This is a genomic window from Geothrix sp., from assembly GCF_049292215.1.
In the GTDB taxonomy this organism is placed as follows: domain Bacteria; phylum Acidobacteriota; class Holophagae; order Holophagales; family Holophagaceae; genus Geothrix.
In genome coordinates this window covers 18,995-38,280 of sequence record NZ_JBATQW010000070.1, presented here as the reverse complement: position 1 = coordinate 38,280, position 19,286 = coordinate 18,995, and the positions used below count along the sequence as shown (strand labels likewise).

15 protein-coding genes and 1 tRNA gene are annotated in these 19,286 nt (G+C 65.7%); 12 read left to right on the top strand and 4 right to left on the bottom strand.

The window, feature by feature from the left end; translation table 11 throughout:
• The first annotated feature begins 6 nt into the window (after positions 1-6).
• From WAS25_RS11970 to WAS25_RS11955, 4 genes are read left to right on the top strand one after another with little or no spacing between them, the layout of a single operon-like run.
• Positions 7-537 carry an RsmD family RNA methyltransferase gene (locus tag WAS25_RS11970; protein ID WP_422312368.1) on the top strand — a complete coding sequence of 177 codons (531 nt, stop codon included), beginning with the start codon at positions 7-9 and terminating at the stop codon, positions 535-537.
• Complete coding sequence (locus WAS25_RS11965; protein ID WP_422312366.1) at positions 500-3,046, top strand: methyl-accepting chemotaxis protein; 2,547 nt, start codon at positions 500-502, stop codon at positions 3,044-3,046. Before WAS25_RS11970 ends, WAS25_RS11965 begins: the two co-directional genes overlap by 38 nt.
• Before the next feature lie 40 nt (positions 3,047-3,086).
• Entirely contained in the window at positions 3,087-4,757 is a 1,671-nt protein-coding gene (locus WAS25_RS11960) for a sensor histidine kinase (RefSeq protein WP_422312364.1), read from the top strand.
• Positions 4,754-6,565, top strand: coding sequence for a response regulator (locus tag WAS25_RS11955; protein ID WP_422312362.1), 1,812 nt, complete (start codon positions 4,754-4,756; stop codon positions 6,563-6,565). Before WAS25_RS11960 ends, WAS25_RS11955 begins: the two co-directional genes overlap by 4 nt.
• Here the strand turns inward: WAS25_RS11955 and WAS25_RS11950 are convergent.
• Positions 6,546-7,262 carry a CoA transferase subunit A gene (locus WAS25_RS11950; RefSeq protein WP_422312360.1) on the bottom strand — a complete coding sequence of 239 codons (717 nt, stop codon included), beginning with the start codon at positions 7,260-7,262 and terminating at the stop codon, positions 6,546-6,548. The two genes, WAS25_RS11955 and WAS25_RS11950, sit on opposite strands and share 20 nt — an antisense overlap.
• Positions 7,263-7,362: 100 nt before the next feature.
• Between WAS25_RS11950 and WAS25_RS11945 the strand changes: the two genes are divergently transcribed.
• The 8 genes from WAS25_RS11945 to WAS25_RS11910 all read left to right on the top strand — a co-directional run bounded on the left by WAS25_RS11945 (position 7,363) and on the right by WAS25_RS11910 (position 15,366).
• Positions 7,363-8,448, top strand: a complete 1,086-nt coding sequence (locus tag WAS25_RS11945; RefSeq protein WP_422312358.1) for a TolB family protein — start codon at positions 7,363-7,365, stop codon at positions 8,446-8,448.
• 2 nt (positions 8,449-8,450) lie between these two features.
• Positions 8,451-9,014, top strand: a complete 564-nt coding sequence (locus WAS25_RS11940) for a D-glycero-alpha-D-manno-heptose-1,7-bisphosphate 7-phosphatase (RefSeq protein ID WP_422312482.1) — start codon at positions 8,451-8,453, stop codon at positions 9,012-9,014.
• Positions 9,011-9,751 carry a DNA/RNA nuclease SfsA gene (gene sfsA / locus WAS25_RS11935; RefSeq protein ID WP_422312356.1) on the top strand — a complete coding sequence of 247 codons (741 nt, stop codon included), beginning with the start codon at positions 9,011-9,013 and terminating at the stop codon, positions 9,749-9,751. Before WAS25_RS11940 ends, sfsA begins: the two co-directional genes overlap by 4 nt.
• 23 nt (positions 9,752-9,774) lie before the next feature.
• Positions 9,775-10,878, top strand: coding sequence for a glycine cleavage system aminomethyltransferase GcvT (gcvT, locus tag WAS25_RS11930; protein WP_422312354.1), 1,104 nt, complete (start codon positions 9,775-9,777; stop codon positions 10,876-10,878).
• Positions 10,879-10,916: 38 nt separating this feature from the next.
• Positions 10,917-11,300, top strand: a complete 384-nt coding sequence (gene gcvH, locus WAS25_RS11925; protein ID WP_422312352.1) for a glycine cleavage system protein GcvH — start codon at positions 10,917-10,919, stop codon at positions 11,298-11,300.
• A 4-nt stretch (positions 11,301-11,304) separates the two neighbouring features.
• A complete protein-coding gene (locus WAS25_RS11920; RefSeq protein WP_422312350.1) occupies positions 11,305-13,215 on the top strand; it encodes a LysM peptidoglycan-binding domain-containing protein in 1,911 nt (636 codons plus the stop codon).
• Positions 13,216-13,265: 50 nt separating this feature from the next.
• A tRNA-Ala gene (locus WAS25_RS11915) sits at positions 13,266-13,341 on the top strand.
• 51 nt (positions 13,342-13,392) lie between these two features.
• Positions 13,393-15,366: an ATP-binding cassette domain-containing protein gene (locus WAS25_RS11910; RefSeq protein ID WP_422312348.1), complete on the top strand. Its 1,974-nt coding sequence runs from the start codon at positions 13,393-13,395 to the stop codon at positions 15,364-15,366.
• A 13-nt stretch (positions 15,367-15,379) separates the two neighbouring features.
• Here WAS25_RS11910 and WAS25_RS11905 read toward each other — a convergent pair whose 3' ends face one another.
• From WAS25_RS11905 to WAS25_RS11895, 3 genes are all read right to left on the bottom strand, one after another.
• Positions 15,380-16,870, bottom strand: a complete 1,491-nt coding sequence (locus WAS25_RS11905) for an aldehyde dehydrogenase family protein (RefSeq protein WP_422312346.1) — start codon at positions 16,868-16,870, stop codon at positions 15,380-15,382.
• Positions 16,822-17,826 (bottom strand): type II CAAX prenyl endopeptidase Rce1 family protein, encoded by a 1,005-nt coding sequence (locus WAS25_RS11900; RefSeq protein WP_422312344.1) that lies wholly within the window; start codon positions 17,824-17,826, stop codon positions 16,822-16,824. The genes WAS25_RS11905 and WAS25_RS11900 overlap by 49 nt, the downstream gene beginning before the upstream one ends.
• Positions 17,827-17,915: 89 nt before the next feature.
• A complete protein-coding gene (locus tag WAS25_RS11895) occupies positions 17,916-19,286 on the bottom strand; it encodes a tryptophanase (protein ID WP_422312342.1) in 1,371 nt (456 codons plus the stop codon).

Genomic DNA, 19,286 nt, shown 5'->3' with positions numbered 1-19,286 from the left:
CCCTGCATGCGGGTGGTCGCAGGAACCCTGAAGGGACGCCGCCTGGTGGCGCCACCGGCCGGGGACCTCAAGGTCAGGCCCACGGCCGACCGGGCCCGGGAGGCCCTCTTCTCCATCCTCCAGCGCTGGGAACAGGGATCTTTCCTGGATCTCTGCGCGGGAACGGGAGCCGTGGGGCTTGAAGCCCACTCCAGGGGCTACGGGCCGGTGGTGTGCGTGGAAGCGGGTGAACCCGGCTGGAGCTGCCTCCGGAAGAACCTCGCGGGAACCCCGGTGCAGGCCCTCCGGGTAGATGTGAACCGTCTGAAAGCAGACGCCTTCCGGGATCAGGCCGTGATCTTCCTGGATCCACCATACGAGACGGGAGCCGCCTTGTGGGCCCGGCAAGCCGGCCGACTGCGCTCATGGGTAGCCCCGCGGGGGGTGCTGGTCTTCGAAACGGACCGGAAGACCACGCTGGAATTACAGCCCGGGTGGAACCTGGCCGAAACACGCGAGTATGGCGCAGCCCGATTCCATCTCTGGATCCCTGCCTGAACTCAGGCTTGAGGCCCCCGTCCGTCTGGGCCGGGCCGATGCTGAGCTGATCCTCGGTCGGCTCCGCCAGGGCATTTGGATCATCTGGGGTCTCGGCTTCTTCGTTGGGACCGTCCTGTTCCTGCTGGCCGCCCCGCAGGGCTTCCGTCTCAGCGCCAAGGGGCTGCTGGTCACGGCAGCTCTTTTAGTCGGGGTGGCCGGCTGTTCCCTGCTCCACCTCCGGCATCTCGGGCGAGTCCTGATGGACCAACCGCTGGGTCCGGACGTCTATCGAACCCTGACCCGCTTCCCCCAGGTCGCCTCCCTCCTGCTGTTCCTGCTGGCCATGGGGCTGTGCTTCGCGACCTACCTGTGGGTCAAGCTCTACCTGGGGCAGAGCCTCTGGGTGAGCTTCATCACCATGGCCATCTTCGGGGTGCTGGCAGCCCTGGGGGCGGTCTGCCAGTACTTCCTGGCCAAACGGAACCTGATGAAGGTCTTCAAGATCCTGGCCGGGCAGCCGGGCTTCTCGGACTCCCTGGCGCGCTTCACCACCAGCCTCAGGGCCAAGTTCGGCTTCGGCGTCCTGGGCATCACGGGCTGCGTGCTGCTGCTCTCCATCCTCGTGTCGGGTCTCACCTTGCAGTCGTCCATCCGCACCAAGGTGGCGAGCTACGCAGGCAACGAACTGGCGAACCTCGCGGATTCCGTGGTGTTCGTGTCGGAGATGAACACCACGCCTGAAGATCTCGACGCCTTCCTCAGCACCCTGAAGCTGGGCGCGGGTGGGGGCGTATCCCTGCGCCTGCCCGCCGGCCGGGGCGGGGGCATCCTTGGTTCCAAGATCCAACCCGCCGGAGGTGGGGACATCGTCGTCAGTCAGAACCTTCCGGATGGTTCCGAGCTCCGGGCCGTGATCCCCGAAGCGGAATATGCCGACGCCATCTGGCGGGCCCTGCGACCGAACATGGCCATCCTTGTGCTCGCTGGCGTCTTCCTGATGTATTTCATCCCCCTGATCCTTCGTGATGTGCAGCAACCGCTGCTACTGCTGAGCCGCAACACCCAGCAGGTCGGCGAGGGCCGCATCGACCGGCTCGATCCGGTCTACAGCGACGACGAGGTGTCCGCCCTGGTGCAGGGGTTCGGGCACATGGTCGGCAGCCTGCGGGGCATGGTGGTCCAGATCCGGTCCGCCAGCCGGGACCTGGCCAAGGCCTCTGCCCAGATCCGGGAATCGGGCGACGGCATCCGCCATTCGAACAAGGGGCAGCGCGAGCTCATCGAGGCCTTCCACCAGGAGATCAACGAGCTGACCGACACCTCCATCGGGATCAGCGCCAGTTCCATGGAGCTGAGCCTCGCCTCGGAGAGCACCAACGCGACCATCGTGGAGATGGCCGCCAGTGTGCAGCAGATCAACCAGAGCATGGACGAGCTGCTGATGGTCGTGGAGGGCATCACCTCCGCCATCCGGGACTTCGATGTGGCCATCAAGAACGTTGGCAAGAACATCGACCATCTGGCCGGGCACGCAGAGCACACCAAGGAATTCGCGGAGAACCTGGAGCAGAGCACCTCGGCCATCGACGACAGCGTCAAGATCGCCCAGCGCTACACCAAGAAGGTGATCCACAACGCTGGCCGGGGCATGGAGCTGGTGGCCCGGAACCGGGAGAAGATCCAGGTCATCGAGCGCGTCGTGCAGGATTTCCACGGGACCACCCGGACTCTGCTGCAGCTGGGAGCCGATATCGCCAAGATCCTCGACTACATCGGGGACCATGCCCAGCAAACCAACCTGCTGGCCCTGAATGCCGCCATCATCGCGTCCCAGGGGGGCACGGGAGACGGGCAGGCCAAGGGCTTCTCCGTCGTCGCCGACGAGATCAAGCAGCTCTCGGAGCAGACTGCCCGCTCCACCCAGGAGATCCAGCAGATCATCGGAACCCTCCAATCCGAGATCCGGAAGGCCTATCAGCAGGTGGAACTGGGCCTGGATGCCGTCCGCGATGGGGCCGAGTCCGTCGGGCAGAGCCAAGAGGCCCTCCAGGCCATCCTTGAGTCAGTCAGCGAGACCGACAGCGTGGTGGAGAGCATCCTCAGCGAGACCCTCCAGCAGGCCGGCCAGGCCTCGCTGATCCACGAGGCCAACCGGAACATCCACAACCAGGTGGAAACGATCCGGTCGGTCATCGAGGAACAGCAGCAGACCAGCAACTACATCCTGTCCCTGGCCATGAATGTCCAGCAGGCCACGGCCGTGGTCCGGGATTCGACCAAGGAACAGAGCACCGGCAGCGACGAGATTGCCAAGGCCACCGAGCAGGTGCGCGCCCTGGCCAGCAACCTGCACGAGATTCTGGCGCGCCAGGAGGACCATGTGGTCTCGCTGAAGGAGACCATGAACCGGGTGCTGGGCAAGGCCATCGAGAGCGAGAAGGCCATCGAAATCTCCAGCGGGGCGGTGGAGCAGCTCGGGGCCCAGGTCCACATGCTCAATCGGGAAGTGAACCTCTTCAAGTTGTAAGGCAACTGCTAGGCTGGAAGCCGTTCCCGGGCCCCCCTCCATGTACCGTATTTCCATCAAGACCAAGCTGAGTGCCGTCATCAGCATTCTGGTCCTCTCGTTCATCGCCTTCAATCTGCTGTACTACCCCCGGTGGGTGGAGCATCAGATCCGAGCCCAGGCAGAACTGAGCGCACGCCAGGTTGCCGAGACGGCGAGCTACGCCTTGGGGCCAGCGGTCAGCACCGGGAACAGCCGGGACATCACGAAGGTACTCCAGGGCGTCCAGAACATCCCCTCCTTCAGGTTCAGCGCCGTGTATGGCTCCAACGGAGAGTCCCTTGACAGCACCTCCACCACGCCGGACTGGGCTGCGGGCCAGGTCCTGAAGGATGGCATCTCCCATACCTACACCCGGCGCGAAGACAACATGCTCGTGGCGGTGGCTCCGGTGTTTTATGAAGAGCCCCGGGCCAACCTGGTGGGGACCCTGATCATCGGGTTCACCACGGAGGGGACTCAGCGGGCGGTTCGGGAGAACATCAAGGCCAGCCTCGCCGTGGGCCTGGTCACCCTGATCCTGGGCATTGGCGTGGCCGTATTCCTCTCCAACCGCTACCTCCTTCCAGTGATCCAGCTGACGGAGGCGGCCCAGAAGGTCGCCCAGGGCAACCTGGAAGCCGTCTCGGTCAAGGTCTACACCCGGGATGAGATCCAGGACCTCAGCCACTCTTTCGAGGTCATGACGGACAAGCTGCGGGTCGCCAGGGACGAGATCGAGCGCCAGAACCGGCTGCTCGAATACCGTGTCCAGGAGCGAACCCGGCAGCTGATGGAGACCATCTGGGAACTGGAGGAGATCCGGGCCAACCTCGAACAGCTGGTGCAGGACCGGACCCGCGGACTGGAGCAGAGCCGTTCCGAGCTCAAGGCCTGGGCCAACACGCTGGAGGAGAAGGTCCACGAGAAGACCCAGGAACTGCGCCAGCTCAACGACAACCTGCTGGTCAGCTACCAGAAACTGAAGGAGGTCGACCGACTGAAGGACGAGTTCCTGGCCAACATGAGCCACGAGCTGCGCACCCCCCTGAATTCCATCATCGGGTTTTCGGGCATGCTCTTGCAGGATCCGCAGGGCCGACTCGGGACCGAGGCCCGGGAAGACCTGCAGATCATCTACCAGAACGGACGGGCCCTCCACAACCTCATCGACTCGATCCTCGACCTCTCCAAGATCGAGGCGGGCAAGATGGAACTGGAGTTGGAGGAGATCGATCCCGTGCAACTGCTCGACGAAGTCAGGGCCATGGCGGTCGGCCTCGTCAAGGGCCGCCCCATCGACCTGAAGTATCTACCCCCAGAGGGGGACATTCGGGTCATGGGCGACCGGGATCGGCTACGGCAGGTCTTCACCAATCTGGCGGGGAATGCGATCAAGTTCACCGAGGCCGGCACCGTGCAAATCTCTGCGGGCTGTGTGGGAGGGAACTTCCGGGTTGTCATCGAGGATTCCGGCATCGGGATGAGCGACGAAGAATTGGACCGCCTCTTCAAGCCTTTCCAGCAAGTGGATGGGAGCATCACGAGGCGCTTCGGCGGGACCGGTCTCGGCCTGGCCATCAGTCAGCGCTTCATGAGCCTCATGCATGGGCGCATCAGCGCGACCAGCCGCAAGGGCGAGGGCAGCAGCTTCGTCGTCGAGATGCCTCTGGCTGCAGGAGCAGGCCAATGACCAACGCCCCTCGCATCCTCTGCATTGAAGACAACCCCATGAACTGGCGGCTGGTTCAGCGCCTCCTGTCCCAGGCCGGCTATGAGATGCACTGGGCCGAGGATGGCCTCAAGGGCTGCGACCTGGCCCTGGCGCTGAAGCCTGCGCTCATCCTGCTCGACATCAACCTGCCTGGCCTGTCCGGCTTCGAGGTGGCCACCAAGCTCCGGCAGAACACCAGCATGGACCCCACGCTCATCGTGGCCCTGACCGCCAAGACCATGCGGAGCGACCGGGAGACCGCCCTGGTCACGGGCTGCGACGGGTTCATCCCGAAACCCATCGACCCCTTCCTGTTCGTCGGCCAGGTGGAAGCCTACCTGGGCGGCCAGCGGGACCACCTTGAGCAGGGGAGGGAAGGCGCAGCCCTCCGTCAGTTCAGCCAGCAGGTCGTGGAACACCTGGAAACGCAGCTGAAGGAAGCTCAGGAAGGCAACAGGAAGCTTCTGGCGGCGCAGTCCGAGCTGGAGCAGCGCAGCCATCACCTCTCCCGCCTCCTGTCCCTCAGCAAAGAGATCATTCCCATCGTGAACGACAGGGACATCCTGTCCCGGGTCCTGAGTCAGCTCCAGGAGGAACTCCACCTCGATCGCCTCAGATCCTACCGGTCTCACGGCAGCGGGGCCTACTTCGAGGGGTTGGAGAAGACGCCCGGCAGCCTCATGGAGACAGCCGTCATTCCTTCGACGCACCCTCTGATCCTGTGGGCCAGCGGCCTTCCCGACGGAACGATCCTCACCGGCAGCGACCTCTGCCAGACAGGCCCCTGGGAACAGGGCATCGACCTAGGGCTCTGGTCTCCCAAGGCCCAGGCCATGCTGCTCCCCCTTCGCAGCAGATCGGGAGACCAGCATCTCTGGGGCTTCCTGGCCGCCGATCGTCCGGATCAACCCTTCCTGCCGTTCGAGACTGAGCTGGCAGCCCTCCATGCCGGCATTCTGCAGGTGAGTCTGGAGAATGCGGGACTCATCGCCCATCTGGCCGATACCAGCCGGGCTCTCGGGACCAGCTACGAAGGACTCGAGGCGGCCTATGAAGCCCTGAAAGAGGCCCAGCGGGCGCTGGGGGCCCAAAACGAGAAGACGGCTCTTGGAACCCTTTTCATGAGCATGGCTCAGCGGCTCCTGGGCCCGGTCAGCGTGCTCAAGCAGGAGAGCACCTCACTCTCCCTCTTCATGGACCGTCCGGACCTGCCGGCTCCGGGAGACCGGGTGGAGTGCCACCGGGCAATGCAGCAGATCCGGGATGCGGTCACCCAGGTGGACGGCCTGGTCCGCGGACTGCTCCGTCGTGCGGGCCAGGGTGAGGCCCACGCCCCTGAATGGATTCATCTCCACGATCTGCTGGGTCAGGAGCTGGAACTCCTCCGGGCAGAGTCCAAGCTCCCCGAGGCCGTGCCGGTGGAACTGAATTTCCAGGCCCCCAGGGATCTCATCTTCGGGGTGTATTCCGATTTCGCAGAACTGCTCGACCAGCTCATCGGCCACGCGCTCCAGGGACAGCCCAGGCGAATTCTCCTGAGGACCTGGGGGGGGACTGGTCACTTCCGGATGGAGGTGGAGGACGATGGATTCGTCATTGATGCGGCCTTGCTTGCCACGGCCTTCGAGCCCTTCACGGATCTGCGGGGAGGTGCCACCACCTCCGGCAGAAAGCCGGGGCAGGGCCTTCCCAACTGCAGCCAGCTCATGAAGGCCTATGGCGGTTCTGTCCAGATCCTGCCGGCGGAACAAGGCTCCCTCGTGCGGATCAGCCTCCCGATGGAATAGGCCCTTGCCGCGTCACCCGCTTCTCGATGCGCTTCTCATAACCCGTGCCGAGCACCAGACGGTGCACGAAGATGCCCGGTGTGTGGATGGCGTCAGAATCCAGCGCTCCCACCTCTACGATCTCCTCCACCTCAGCGATGCAGACCAGACCACAGGTGGCCGCCATGGGGTTGAAATTGCGGGCTGTCCGGCGGAACACCAAGTTGCCCAGGCGGTCCGCCTTCCAAGCTTTCACCAGGGCGAAATCGGCGACGATTCCCGCCTCAAGGATGCACTCACGGCCCCGGATCAGGCGTGTCTCCTTGCCTTCGGCCACTGTGGTGCCGGCTCCTGTGGGCGTGTAGAAGGCGGGGATACCCGCGCCACCCGCACGCATACGCTCGGCCAGGGTGCCCTGGGGTACCAATTCGACCTCCAACTCGCCGCTGAGGAACTGCCGCTCGAACTCCGCATTCTCACCCACGTAGCTGCTCACCATCTTCCGGATCTGGCGGTTCTTGAGCAGGATGCCAAGGCCGAAGTCATCCACGCCAGCGTTGTTGGAATAGCAGGTGAGATCCTTCACCCCAATCTGGGCCAGCGCTGAAATGAGGTGCTCGGGGATTCCGCAGAGGCCGAAGCCGCCCACGGCCAGGTGGGCGCCATCGGGGATATCCTTCACGGCTTCCAGGGCACTGCTGACGCGCTTGTCGATCATGAACCCGCCCTCGTCGGTGTTTTGTTTGGCACTCTTAAACCAGTGTGCCACTTCTGCCATGCTTCTTCGAAGTCACTGTTGTGAAAGGCAGGTTCCCTCCATGATCCGAAAGCTCCTTCTGCTGGCCGCTCTGGCCCTTCCATCCACGGCCCAGGCCCCTGCCCACGGCCAGCCTGCACCCTCTGAGGAGACCGTACCGAGCGATGGCCTCCGCCACGTGAAGGAGGTCCACCTCCGACATGTCCAGAAGCTCACGGGCACAGGCTCCAATGCCGAGGCCTACTGGTCGAACGACGGGAAGCAGGTCATTTTCCAGAGCACTCGCGATGGCTATCCATGCGATCAGCTCTACACCATGAGTGCCGATGGATCCGGCCAAAAGCGCGTCAGCACCGGCAAGGGTCGTGTCACCTGCGGCTGGTTCCTGCCTGGGAACAAACGGATCATCTTCGCCAGCACCCACGGGGCGGGCCCAGAGTGCCCCGAGGGGCCACCATTCACGCCGGGGAAGTACCAGTGGCCCGTATTCCAGGGGTATGACCTCTACACCGCCAACGTCGATGGCTCTGATGCAAAGCCCTTCCTGCCCTCCCACGGGTACGACGCGGAGGCCACCGTCGCCCCCAACGGAAAGTGGGTGATCTTCACCAGCGAGCGCAGCGGGGACGTGGATGTCTGGCGCGTGGACCTGGACGGACAGCATCTGCTGCGCCTCACGGATGGGGTGGGCTACGATGGCGGCGCGGTCTTCAGCCCCGATTCGAAGCTGATCGTGTGGCGCACCAACTACCCCAAGGGCGAAGCGGCCTCCGCGAAATACCAGGAGCTGCTGAAACATCATCTGGTGGAGCCCATGGACATGGACATCTGGGTGATGAACGCCGACGGCAGCGGCAAGCGGCAGGTGACGAACCTGCCGGGCGCGGCCTTCGCGCCCATCTTCACGCCGGATGGGAAGGGCATCGTCTTCGCCACCAATCATCACGACAATGAAGGCAAGGGCAGGGGCTTCGACCTCTTCCGGATCAGGCTGGACGGCACCGGCCTGGAGCGGCTCACCTGGACTGGCGTGTTCAACTCCTTCCCCCATTTCAGTCCGGATGGCAGGAAGCTGCTCTGGGTCAGCGGCAGGGCCCCGCGGGGTGCCCGCCAGTTCGATGTGTGCGTGGCGGAGTGGGTGCCTTGACCGTGAACGGGAGCTTGAAGCCAGCGATCTTCCTGGACCGGGATGGCACCCTGAACGAGGAGGTCGACTTCCTCAGCGACCCGGAGCAGCTGGTCCTGGTCCCAGGTGCCGCCGCCGCAGTGGCCCGCCTGAACGCCAGAGGCATCCCGGTGGTGGTGGTCACCAACCAGAGCGGCATCGGCCGCGGCAGGTACGGCTGGCAGGACTTCGCCGCCGTCATGAGTCGCATGGATGCCCTGCTGGCACTGGAGAATGCCCGCATCGACGCTGTCTACGCTTCCCCGCACCATGAGCATGCCCTCGGTGAATACGCCGTGGCGGATCATCCGGAACGGAAGCCGAACCCCGGCATGCTGCTCCGGGCCGCCGAAGAGCACGGCCTCGATCTGACCCGCTCCTGGATGGTGGGCGACAAGGGCATCGATCTGGAAGCCGGCCGCCGGGCCGGTTGCCAGGTAGCCCTCGTCCGGACCGGTTACGGGTCCCGGGTGGACGGATCCGCTGCAGACCTCGTGGCGGAGAGCCTCCCCGACGCCCTCGACTGGATCCTGGCCCGGTGGCCATGATCCTGGTCGAGAAACCGGGACTGGTGGAGGGACGGCTGATCCATCGCTACAAGCGCTTCCTGGCTGACGTGCGGCTGGATGACGGCAGCGTCGTTACGGCCCACACAACTAACACCGGCTCCATGAAGACCTGCTGGGAGCCTGGGGATCGCGTGCTTCTGGAACCCGCGGCCAACCCCGAGCGCAAGCTCAAGTTCACGTGGCTGGCGGTGGAACGCCCAGGCGGCTGGGTGGGCGTGGAGACGGGCATGCCCAACCGGGTCGTGGCCGAGGCGGCCCGCCGGGATGCGCTGCCCGGCCTGACGGGCCTGCACGACGTCCGGACCGAGGTGAGGTATGGGACCGAGCGCAGCCGCATCGACGTGCTCGCCTTGGACGGGGCGGACCGCCAGGTCTTCATCGAGGTGAAGAACACCACGCTGAAGGAGGGGCCCTGGGCCCTGTTCCCGGATGCCGTGACGGAACGTGGCACCAAGCACCTGCGCGAGCTTCAGGCGATGGTTCGGGAAGGGCACCGCGCCGCCATCGCCCTGTTCGTCCACCGCACGGACGTGGACCGCTTCGATGCCGCGCGGGAGATCGACCCGGTCTATGCGGCAGAACTGGATCGCGCCGCGGAGGCCGGCGTCCTCGTCCTGCCCTTGAATGTGCGAATGGTCACAAGCACCGATGCTACAGGGCGTTGGTGCCTGACCTGGGAACTGCCAGGCCTTCTGCCCTGGGTCCCGCGGCGATAGACTGGATGGCCACGGAGCCCCTGATGTCTGAGCTGATGAAGACGCCCCTCAATGCCGCCCATCGGGTCCTGAACGCCAAGATGGTGGATTTCGGCGGCTGGGACATGCCGGTCCAGTATCCGGCTGGGATCATCGCCGAGCACGAGGCGGTGCGCACCAAGGCTGGCCTCTTCGACGTGAGCCACATGGGCGAGATCCGCGTGAAGGGCCCCGGGGCCCTGGCCCTGGTGGAGCACCTGACGCCCAACGCCGTCTCCTCGCTGGCCATCGGCCAAGTCCACTACACGGCCTTTCTCTACGAGAACGGCACCTTCGTGGATGACCTGCTCGTCTACCGGGAGGGAGACGAGGAGTTCCTGCTCGTGGTCAATGCCGGCAACTCCGACAAGGACTTCGCCTGGGTGCAGCAGCACGCCCCCGGCTTTGATTGCACCGTGGTGAACGAAAGTCCTGTGACGGGTCAGATCGCCCTGCAGGGTCCCCTGTCCCTTGAGATCCTCCAGCCGCTCACGGCAACCCAGCTGGAGCCCATCGGGTACTACTTCTTCACCCATGGCGAGGTGGCTGGCATCACGTGCCTCATCAGCCGCACCGGCTACACCGGCGAGGACGGGTTCGAGCTCTACTGTGCCGCTGGGGATACGGAAAGGCTCTGGAATGCGGTCATGGCCGCCGGCACGCCCAAGGGCCTGCTGCCCGCAGGCCTGGGCTGCCGCAACACCCTGCGCCTGGAGTGCAAGATGGCCCTCTACGGCCATGAGATCGACGACACCATCCACGCGCTGGAGGCCGGACTCGGCTGGATCGTGAAGCTGAACCACGGCGACTTCATCGGCCGCGAGGCCCTCCTGGCCGCCAAGGCTGCTCCGGCCCCCCGCAAGCTGGTCGGATTCAAGACCCTCGAGAAGCGCGACATCGCCCGCGACCACATGCCCGTGGTGCAGGACGGCAAGCAGATCGGCTTCGTCACCAGCGCGGCGCCTTCCCCCACCTGCGGCATCAACCTCGGGCTGGCCTATGTGCCCACGGAGCTGGCCAAGGTCGGCGGCACCATTCAGGTCGAGATCCGTGGGCGGGCCGTCAACGCCGAGATCATTCCGACGCCCTTCTACAAGCGGACCAGGTAGTCACACTCATCTGTGCAATCACCCATCCCGGAGGATCCATGTTCCCTGCCGACCTGAAATACACCAAGGACCACGAGTGGCTGAAGCCCGCGGGCGATGGCACTGCCCTGGTGGGCATCACTCAGTATGCGCAGGAGGCCCTGGGCGACGTGGTGTTCGTGGACCTGCCAGAGGCGGGCACCTCCTTCGCCGAGGGTGAAGAATTCGGGACGGTCGAATCCGTGAAGACGGTCTCTGAGCTGAACATGCCCGCCGCCGGCGAAATCCTCGAAGTGAATGCCTCGCTGGGGGACCACCCTGAGGCGGTCAATGAAGATCCCTATGGCAAGGGCTGGATGGTGAAAGTCAAGCTGGCCAGCGATCTGGCCGGACTCCTGGACGCCACCGCCTATGCGGCCCTGGTGAGCGCGGAAAGCCACTAGCCCCATGCCAGCTCTGGTCCTGGCCAGCCTCCTCTGGGGGACGGTGCCGCTGCAGGCGCCGCCCCCGGCACAGGTTCCGGTGACCATCTCCCCGGCGCGGGCCCCGGAATCGGATGTCGCCCGCGTCCAGCGCCTGCGGGTGCTGGTGGAGGCGGCGGAAAAGGCCGTCGAGACCAGCGATGAACAGACGGCTGCAAGCAGGTCCGAGGAGGCCGACGCCCTCACCGCAGACTGGTCCCCCGAGCTGCTGAAGCTGCCCGAGGTGCAGGAACTCCTCCTCCGATTGAAGGAAGTCCAGGAGCAGATCCCCGCAGGAGATGCGGCCGAGCCGGAGCCGGGTCTGAAGGCCCAGGAGGAGGTGGTCACCATCAGTGGCGACGAACTCCGCGCCGAACTGGAGCTTGTGCGTTTGGCCGAGCGGGGCGCCAGCTACGACTACCCCATCGACCTGAATGACAAGGTGCTCACGTGGGTGAGCCTCTTCAGCACCACCAAGCGGGGCTTCATGGAGAACGCCCTGGGCCGGGCCACGCAGTACATGCCCATGATCCGGCAGGTCTTTGCCGAAGAGGGCGTGCCCTCCGACCTGGCCTACCTTGCCGTGATCGAATCCGGCTTCCGGAACGAGGCCAAGAGCCGGGCCAAGGCCGTGGGGATGTGGCAGTTCATCCGCTCCACGGGCCGCATCTACGGACTGAAGGGCACGGCCTGGGTGGAGGAACGCCGCGATCCCGTGAAGGCCACCCGGGCTGCGGCGCGATACCTGAAGCGGCTCTACGAGATCACCGGCGACTGGTATCTGGCGGCCTCCAGCTATAATGCCGGCCCGCTCACGCTGGAGCGGGCCATCCAGAACGTCGGCACCCGAAACTTTTGGGACCTCGCACGTTCCCGGTGGCTGCGAACTGAGACGAAGAACTACATTCCGGAGCTCTGCGCCGCCATCCTGGTAGGCCGGAACCCCGAGCGCTACGGGCTCAGGATCGTACCGCTGGCGCCCTATGCCTATGAGACGGTTCCCGTCCCCTCCATGACAAGTCTCACCGTGCTGGCCCGCTGCGCGGGCACCGACGCCGCCACGCTGAAAGCCCTGAATCCGGAACTCCTGAGAGGTTCCACCCCCCCAGGGGCCTACCTGCTGCGGGTGCCGCCGGGCAAGGCCATGGCTTGCCTGCGTCAGCTGGCCCACATGCCGAACGGGAAGCGGCTCGACTTCAAGAGCTATACCGTCAAGAAGGGCGACACCCTTGGGAAGGTGGCCAAGCGCTTCAAGCTGGGTCCCGAGGACCTGCTGCTCGCCAACGACCTGACGGTGAACCAGTTCCAGCCAGGCAGACGGCTGCTGGTGCCCCCGCCTCCTGTGTCGCCCGTGGAGGCCCGGGACCTGGTTCCCAATGCTGAGCGCGTCAAGTCCCTCGGCGATCGCCCGCTGCCGCCGCTTCCGGCGGCGCCCCGGGACCTGGAAACGCCAGCGGAGAGTCAGGCTCCTTCCCGGCCGGAGCCACCGGTGGCGGAGCCAGTCCCGCCCAAGGTCCCGGCCGTCCTTCCGAATCCCGGATCTCCTGCGCCAACTCCGCCGACCGCCCCCTCAACCGGGAACACGCTCCGCGCGAAGGCTGGCGATACGCTGGCGAAGCTGGCGCGGCGCCATCAGGTGACCCTCGGCGAGCTCCTGCGCCTGAACCCCGAGGCTGCCAAAGGTCTGCACCCAGGGGACGAGGTCCGCCTTCCCGGCGCAGCCGAAGCGGCTCCAAGCCCCACCAGCCCGGCGACAGTCCATCGGGTCCAGAAGGGGGAGACCCTTGCCACCATCGCCCGCAAGTACGGGGTGTCGGCGAAGGACCTCAAGGCCTGGAACAAACTGAAATCCGACCGCATCCAGGTGGGGCTCAGGCTGCGGCTGGCTCCCCGCTGATCGGTGCTTGCAGAAGCGCGGAAGGGGTGGGATACTGGTTCTTCCCGATTGGGGCCATAGCTCAGCTGGGAGAGCGCTTGCATGGCATGCAAGAGGTCGTCGGTTCGATCCCGATTGGCTCCACCAACCAGAAGGCCACCGCAAGGTGGCCTTCTTGCTGAAGGTTGAAATCTTCCCATGCTCGCATCCCTCAACCACGTCGACCTGCGCTTCGGCCCCCAGGAGGTGCTGAAGGACGTGACCTGGGCCATCCAGGAGGGCGAGTGCTGGGGCGTCATCGGCCGCAACGGCGCCGGCAAGAGCACCGTCTTCAAGTTGCTGCTGGGGCACCTGGAGGCTGATGCCGGCACGGTCGTGAAACCCACGAAGGAACGCGGCATCCGCATGGGCCACTACGCCCAGGACCTGGTGCCTGAGACCCAGGGCAGCGTGCTGGAAGAGGCCCTGGCCGCGTTTGGCGACGTCGAGAAGCTGCAGCATGAGATGCGCGAGTTGGAGCACCGCATGGGCGAGGCTGGCGCCGACCTCACGGACGTGATGGCGCGCTACCAGAAGGTGACCGAGGCCTTCGAGCACCTGGATGGCTTCACCATCCGGGCCCGGGCCGAGAGCATCCTGCAATCCCTGGGTTTCAGCGCAGCGGATTTCGAGCGCAGCGTGGAGACCCTGTCCGGTGGCCAGAAGAGCCGCGTGATGCTGGCCAAGGCCATCCTCAAGGGACAGGACCTGCTGCTGCTGGACGAGCCCACCAACCACCTCGACCTGCCGAGCCTCCGCTGGCTGGAGGGCTTCATCCAGGAGGTGGACGCCACCGTGGCCATCATCAGCCACGACCGCTACTTCCTGGACAAGATCGCCACCGAGATCCTGGAGCTGGAGCAGGGGCGCTCGCGGGTCTACGAGGGCAACTACTCGGAGTTCATGGAGAAGAAGGAACAGGAGCTGGAACTGCTGGAGCGACACTACGAGCAGCAGCAGGCCTACATCAAGAACCAGGAAGATTACATCCGCCGCAACATCGCGGGGCAGAACACCAAGCAGGCCCGGGGCCGGCGCACGCACCTCTCCAAGCTGAACCGCATCCAGAAACCCCTCCGGGATCGGCGCAAGGTGAAGTTCAGTTTCCCCGAGACCCAGCGCAGCGGCGACGTGGCCCTGGTGCTGGAGAACGCCAGCGTGGGCTGGGGCGGGCAGCCGCTCTACGCGCCCCTGGAGCAGCTGCAGATCAAGCGTGGCCAGAAGATGGGCATCGTGGGCTTGAATGGCACCGGCAAATCCACCCTGCTGAAGGCCATCTCGGAGGAGATCCCCTTCATCACCGGCCAGGCCCGTCTGGGCAGCCAGGTGAAGGTGGGTTACTTCGACCAGCACCACCGCAACCTGGATCCCCGCAACACCGTGTTCCAGCAGATCCACGGCGTGACCCCCCAGGCCGTGAAGCAGGACGTGCTCGGGTTCCTGGCCAAGTTCCAGTTCCGCGGCGATGAGGTGGACAAGCCGGTCACGGCCCTCTCGGGCGGCGAGCGGGCCCGGCTCAGCATCGCCACCCTCATCCGCCACGGCGTGAACCTGCTGCTGCTGGACGAACCCACCAACCACATGGACATCCCCAGCATGGAGGCCATGGAGGACACCATTCTGAGCTTCACCGGCGCCGCCATCGTGGTGACCCACGACCGCTACCTGCTGGGCCGCGTGGCGGATTCCCTGCTGCGCATCCACGAAGGGAAGGCCGAATTCCGCGAAGGCGGCTACGAGGACCACCAGGCCTGGGTCGACCTCGACCTTGGCAGTGAAGACGAAGCCGGCAGCCAGGAGCCCGAACCCTCCAAGAAACCCGCTGCGCCGCAGGCGAAGCCCAGCTCGGCGGCAAAGCCACCGAGCCCCCCCGCCAAGCCGGTGGCCGTCGACAAGGACAGACAGCGGGCCATCAAGCGCTTCGAGAAGCAGGTGACGGAGGCGGAAGCCAAGGTGGCGGACCTGGAAGCCCGTCTGGCGGAGCTCCAGAAGGAAATGGCCGCCATGGATCCCACGGACTGGCAGGCCTTCAGCACCCGCCTGGACGCCCAGAAGGACCTGGAGGCGGACCTGGCCTACGCCATGAGCGACTGGGAGGCGGCGCTGGAGGCGCTGGAACAAGCTCAGCGCTGAAGGCAGTCCAGCGCTAGAAGTGCTTCAACGTCAGATCGATCAGCCGCCGAGCGAAGCCCGTGTAGGGCGGGTACATGAGCTGGATGGCGGAGTAGCGGGAGCGCTGGCGCAGGATGCCCCGGGCATTGGAAAAGGTCTCGAAGCCGTGGCGGCCGTGGGCCTTGCCGAAGCCCGAGGTGTTCACGCCGCCCGTGGGCAGGCCGGTGTGGGCGAAGTGCAGGAGGGTGTCGTTGATGCAGCCGCCCCCTGCGGTGGTGCGGGCGATGAGGGACTCCGCGTTCCGGCGGTCGCCACTGAACACGTAGAGGGCCAGGGGCTTGGGTCGGGCATTCACGAAGGCCACGGCGGCGTCCATGTCCGGTACCTTCAGGATGGGGAGCAGGGGCCCGAAGATCTCCTCCTGCATGATGGGCGAGGCGGGATCCACTTCCGTGAGCAGGGTCGGGCCCAGGTAGTTCGTGGCAGGATCGTTCTCGCCGCCGAACACGACCAACCCCCGGGAATCCTGGAGCAGCCCCAGCAGCCGGGCGTGGTGGCGGGGATTGATGATGCGGGCCAGGTCCGGGCTCAGCCTCCGGGTGTCGGCCTCGGCACCGTAGAAGTCCACCAGCGCTCGCTTCAGCGCTTCCACGAGGGCGTCGTGCACCCGCACGTGGACCAGGACGTAGTCCGGAGCCACGCAGGTCTGGCCGGCGTTGACGCACTTGCCCCAGGCGATCTTGCGGGCCGCGTTCTCCAGGTCGGCGTCCGCGTCAACGAGCACCGGCGACTTGCCGCCCAATTCCAGGGTCACGGAGCTCAGGTGCTCCGCGGCGGCCTTCATGACCACCTTGCCCACGGTGGGGCTGCCCGTGAAGAAGATGTGGTCGAAGGGCAGGGCCAGCAGGGCCTGGGCCGTTTCCGCCTCGCCCTCCACGAGGGCGACCTCCTCCTCGGGGAACAGACCGCTCAGAAGCTTGCGCAGGAAGGCGTTGGTGTGGGGCGTGAACTCGGAGGGCTTGATCACCGCGCAGTTGCCCGCAGCGAGGGCCGAGACCAGGGGGCCCAGGGTGAGGTAGATGGGATAGTTCCAGGGGGCGATGATGAGCACCACGCCCCGGGGCTCGTGGACGATGGTGCCGAGGGCGCCGAGCAGGCCGATGGGGGTGGGCACCCGGCGGGGCCTCATCCAGCGGGACAGGTGGCGCAGGGCGTCCTTGAGCTCGGAGATGACTGGATACAGCTCGGTGAGATCCACTTCCTCCGGGGCCTTGCGGAAGTCTGCGGCGAGGGCCGCCTGGGCCTCGGCCCGGTGGGCCATGAGGGCCTCCAGGAGGCCCTTCAGCTTGGCCTTTCTCTGGTCGGCCGAGGTGGCCGCCACCCGCCAGCGGGCGTCCTGCTGGCGGGCGAAGATCGCTTCGATGGTGGAGGAAGTCATGGGGACCTTGGTCAGGAGGTTCTGCCATCCTACAGGATTCAGCCCTCCCGCAGGCTGGCCAGGGGCTGCGATGCCGCGCGGCGCCACCTGGCGATCAGCCAAAGGGCCAGGATGGCGTTGAAGAGCAGCCCGAAGAGCGCCTCGCCGTTGAAGGTGCGCACCTGGCCCCCGAAGAGCCCGGCCTGGCCGGTGTAGACGTTGCCGAGCAGCAAGGGATTCCAGAGGTTCCAGCTGAGATGCAGTACGGCACAGGGCCAGACCGAGCGGCCCCAGAGGTAGAATGCCGCAAAGGGCACGGCGGCGGCGGCGATGGAGAGCAGGAACACTGCGTTCTGCATCGGGTGGCCCTTCTGGGCCGACGAGAAGATCACGGGCAGGTGGAAGCTCGCCCACACCGGCATGGTGATGGCTACAGCCACCAGGGGGCGGTCCGCCCAGCGCCGAACCAGGTAACCCCGCCAACCCAGTTCCTCGCCGAGCTCCCCGGGCAGAGGCCCATGGGTGAGCAGCGTGGGCAGGAAGAGGGCCGCCCGGAAGGCATGGTGCAGCCACGTCCAGGATGCGGGCAGGGCCGCCTTCAGACGGTCCGGCCACTGGGCGCGGTACGCGGCTGCCACCAGCAGCCAGGGCAGCAGGAGGACCACCCAGGTTGCGGCCGCGAAGCCCAGGGCCGGAAGGCCATGGAAGCCCAGGCTCTTCGAGACCGCGAACCGGAACTCGGCCAAGGGGCGCAGGTAGATGAAGTCGACCTGGCCTGAGATGCCGCGCCACAGGTAGGCCAGGCCCAGGCAGAACAGGACCATGATCCAGGGGTAGGCCATCGCCAGGAGCCAGGGACGCCATCCGCTGAACGCGAACCCGGCAGCCCTGGGCGGCTCTCGCCGGAAGGCCCAGGCGCAGCCCATGGCCACGAGGGCGGGGATGCACATGAGCAGGCGGATAAGGATGAACCGGCGTTCATCCAGCAGCCAGCAGGCGCCCACACCCCAGCTGAGCAGCAGGGCCAGGACGATGAACCACAGGGTCTCCTTGCGGCTGGGCATGCGGGCTCCGGATGGGGATTGGAGTAGCCTACGCGCCTTCTCATTCGGGGACGAAATCCGCATCAGACTGGGGCGAGGTCGGGGGTTGCTTAGACCCAGGCCAGCTCCGCCGTGAAGTGCCGCAGGTACTTGCTCTGCTTGACGATCTTCACGCCGCGGATCTCGCTGGCCTTGGCCTTCACCTCGGCGATGACCTCGGCGGCGAAGTCGAAGTGGCTCTGGGTGTACATGCGGCGGGGGAAGGCCAGCCGCACCAGCTCCATGCTGTGGTAGGTCTCGGTGCCATCGTCCATGCGCTTGCCGAACATCACGGAGCCGATCTCCACGCCCCGGATGCCGCCCTCGAGATACAGCGCGTTGCAGAGGGCCCAGGCCGGATAGTGCTCCACGGGCATGTCCGGCAGCACCGTCTTGGCATCGATGTAAACGGCGTGGCCGCCTGTGGGCTTCACGAAACCGACACCCGCCGCCTCGAACTTCTCGCCCAGGTATTCGGCGGTGCGCAGACGGTAGCGGAGGTAGTCCTCCTCCATGCCCTCCTCCAGGCCCACGGCCAAGGCGTCCAGGTCGCGGCCGGCCAGGCCGCCGTAGGTGGGGAAGCCCTCGGTGAGGATGAGCATGTTGCGGACGGGATCCAGCCACTCGTCGCTGCGCAGCATGATGAAGCCGCCGATGTTCACCATGCCGTCCTTCTTGGCGCTCATGGTGCAGCCGTCGGCGTAGCTGAACAGCTCCTGGCAGATGGCCTTGATGGGGGTGTCCTGGTAGCCGTCCTCGCGCAGCTTGATGAACATGGCGTTCTCGGCGAAGCGGCAGACATCCATGATGAAGGGCTTGCCGTACTGCTTGAGGAGCTTGGCGTAGGCGCGGATGTTGGCCATGGAGACCGGCTGGCCGCCCCCCGTGTTGTTGGTCACCGTGATCATGCCGAAGGGAATGCGATGGCCTTCCTTCTTAAGGGTTTCTTCCACCCGGGCCAGGTCGATGTTGCCCTTGAAGGGGTGGATGAGGCTGGGCTGTAGGCCCTCGGGAATGACGAGATCCACGGCCTCCACACCGTTGAATTCGAGGTTGGCCCGGGTGGTATCGAAGTGGCAGTTGTTGGGGACTAGGTCCCCCTTCTTGCAGACGGCGCTGAAGAGCACCTTTTCCGCGGCGCGGCCCTGGTGGGTGGGGATGAAGTGATCCATCCCGGTGATGTCCTTGAGCACCGATTCCAGACGGAAGAAGCTGCGTGAGCCGGCATAGCTCTCATCTCCCACCATGATGGCGCCCCACTGGGCCGAGCTCATGGCTCCGGTGCCCGAGTCCGTGAGCCAGTCCAGCAGCACATCTTCGGCCCGCAGCTTGAAGACGTTCAGCTTCGCGTCCTCCAGCATCCCCAGGCGCTCCTGGGCGGTGGTCATGCGGATGGGCTCGACGGACTTGATTCGGAAGGGTTCGATCATGGTGCGGGGCAT

Bases quoted from the DNA above. Each gene is read 5' to 3' on its own strand.
- WAS25_RS11950 (WP_422312360.1), bottom strand. From the start codon at position 7,262: ATGATCGACAAGCGCGTCAGCAGTGCCCTGGAAGCCGTGAAGGATATC.
- WAS25_RS11960 (WP_422312364.1), top strand. From the start codon at position 3,087: ATGTACCGTATTTCCATCAAGACCAAGCTGAGTGCCGTCATCAGCATT.
- gcvH (WP_422312352.1), top strand. From the start codon at position 10,917: ATGTTCCCTGCCGACCTGAAATACACCAAGGACCACGAGTGGCTGAAG.
- WAS25_RS11965 (WP_422312366.1), top strand. From the start codon at position 500: ATGGCGCAGCCCGATTCCATCTCTGGATCCCTGCCTGAACTCAGGCTT.
- sfsA (WP_422312356.1), top strand. From the start codon at position 9,011: ATGATCCTGGTCGAGAAACCGGGACTGGTGGAGGGACGGCTGATCCAT.
- WAS25_RS11920 (WP_422312350.1), top strand. From the start codon at position 11,305: ATGCCAGCTCTGGTCCTGGCCAGCCTCCTCTGGGGGACGGTGCCGCTG.
- WAS25_RS11955 (WP_422312362.1), top strand. From the start codon at position 4,754: ATGACCAACGCCCCTCGCATCCTCTGCATTGAAGACAACCCCATGAAC.
- WAS25_RS11910 (WP_422312348.1), top strand. From the start codon at position 13,393: ATGCTCGCATCCCTCAACCACGTCGACCTGCGCTTCGGCCCCCAGGAG.
- gcvT (WP_422312354.1), top strand. From the start codon at position 9,775: ATGTCTGAGCTGATGAAGACGCCCCTCAATGCCGCCCATCGGGTCCTG.
- WAS25_RS11945 (WP_422312358.1), top strand. From the start codon at position 7,363: ATGATCCGAAAGCTCCTTCTGCTGGCCGCTCTGGCCCTTCCATCCACG.
- WAS25_RS11970 (WP_422312368.1), top strand. From the start codon at position 7: ATGCGGGTGGTCGCAGGAACCCTGAAGGGACGCCGCCTGGTGGCGCCA.
- WAS25_RS11900 (WP_422312344.1), bottom strand. From the start codon at position 17,826: ATGCCCAGCCGCAAGGAGACCCTGTGGTTCATCGTCCTGGCCCTGCTG.
- WAS25_RS11895 (WP_422312342.1), bottom strand. From the start codon at position 19,286: ATGCCCCGCACCATGATCGAACCCTTCCGAATCAAGTCCGTCGAGCCC.